The 1,838-nt window shown below is 38.7% G+C and carries 1 protein-coding gene; it reads left to right on the top strand.

What is annotated here, in order from left to right; all coding sequences use genetic code 11:
* On the top strand, positions 1 to 1,838 hold a 1,838-nt coding region (locus tag Z054_RS0127245), incomplete at both ends, for a SprB repeat-containing protein (protein WP_024773128.1).

Raw genomic sequence — 1,838 nt, 5'->3', positions numbered from 1 at the left:
GATAATGACAACGGTGGTTTCATAGTTACTTTTGATAGAGGACTCGATGATACCAAACAAGAAAAAATGAACCTGCAAGTATATCAACAAGTAGGAAGTATCTTTGATGGTTATGAATCAAAAGTATTAACCAAAAGTGATTTCACTGGAGCTTCCTATACCTGGGAGCCTAAAAACCTACCTGCCGGAACTTATAAATTATTCTGGCAAACCAAAAGTAACAATGAAGGCTTTGATGACATCAGCACAGTACCTGATGCCTATGATGAAAGCAATCCTTTTACACTAACTGCTCCTCCGGCATTATCGGTTAGTGGTACCCCTTCTCCCGTACAATGTTTTGGAGGAAATGATGGAAGCATTACAGTAATTCCAAATGGGGGAACACCAGGAACATCACCCCGCTATCAATATTCGATTGATAATGGAACTACATGGCAACAAGAAACCCTTTTTGATACATTAATCAAAGGAGACTATACCATACTCATTAAAGATAATAATGGCTGTGAAGCCTCTAGCAATACTATAACCATCATTGAACGTTTCATCTCCATTCCTGATGTAATTGGGTTATCTGCACTCATCAATAACCCTACTCTTATCAATGGTAATAATGGACGTATCGCAATCTCTGTATCTGGAGGATCAGGAAGCTATACTAATTATACATGGACCAGAAATGGTAATCCGTTTACGCCCCCTTCGGGATCAACCAATACAAATATCATCAACCTATATGAAGGAATCTATACTATTGTAGTAACCGATAGTAACGGATGTAGTTCTGAAATCGAAACATTCACCCTTACTGATCCTGAACCTATCGACATCTCTATCAATATGACTCCTAATACTGTCGATTGTTCTGATACCAAGGTCAATCTTATTGCCAGTGCAACAGGTGGATTCTTAAACTCTGGTGGGGACTACACTTATCTATGGGATGATGGAACTACCGGAGAAACCCTAAATAATGCAGGAATAGGAACCTATCAGGTAACCGTATCTGATCAAGGAGGAAATAGCCTCTCAAAATCTTTTCAGGTACAAGGACCTGATCCCATAACAGCAATATCATCTGTAAGCAATGTAGCATGTAAAAATGGAAATGATGGAACCATACAATTAACCATCAACGGAGGGACAGGACAATATACCGTAAACTGGACTAAACTCTTCGATAATACCTTCAACAAATCCGGAGCCAGTATAACCGATCTTACAGCCGGATCATACGAGTATACCATTACCGATCAAAATAATTGTACCATCAATAACTTTGGAACCCCAATAGAGGTAACAGAACCTTCTATCGGGATGGAAATATTTGAAATTACTGCATCACATATAGACAATACCGTCTTTGAAGGGAATACCGGAGTTCTCGAAATCAACATCATCAATAATCAAGGAACACCACTATTCAACTGGTTTAAAGAAGGAAATCCTTTCACCCCGTCAACCGGATCTACAAACACCAAATTAGTCAATCTGGAAGCCGGAAACTATACTATTGAAGTCACTGATATTGATGGCTGTACTGCAACATTAACACAACCTATTGTAATCACACAGCCTGATCTGTTAGAAATTCAGGATACTACCATTACAAATAGTAGCTGTAAAGATCTTGATGATGGAAAAATTACAGTAAATGTAATTGGAGGAATTCAACCCTATACCTATCTATGGACTAAACAAAGTGATCCCTTATTCTCCAAACCCGATGATCCTTCTATAGACGACCTAGAGCCAGGAGCATATATAGTCACCATAACCGATGATAGTAATGTAGAAATATCCTCGGGAGTATATAACATCACTCAGCCTGATCT

Source organism: Aquimarina macrocephali JAMB N27 (assembly GCF_000520995.1).
Taxonomy (GTDB): domain Bacteria; phylum Bacteroidota; class Bacteroidia; order Flavobacteriales; family Flavobacteriaceae; genus Aquimarina; species Aquimarina macrocephali.
Note: the sequence above shows the minus strand (reverse complement) of the source record. Positions and strands in the feature narration are given on the sequence as shown.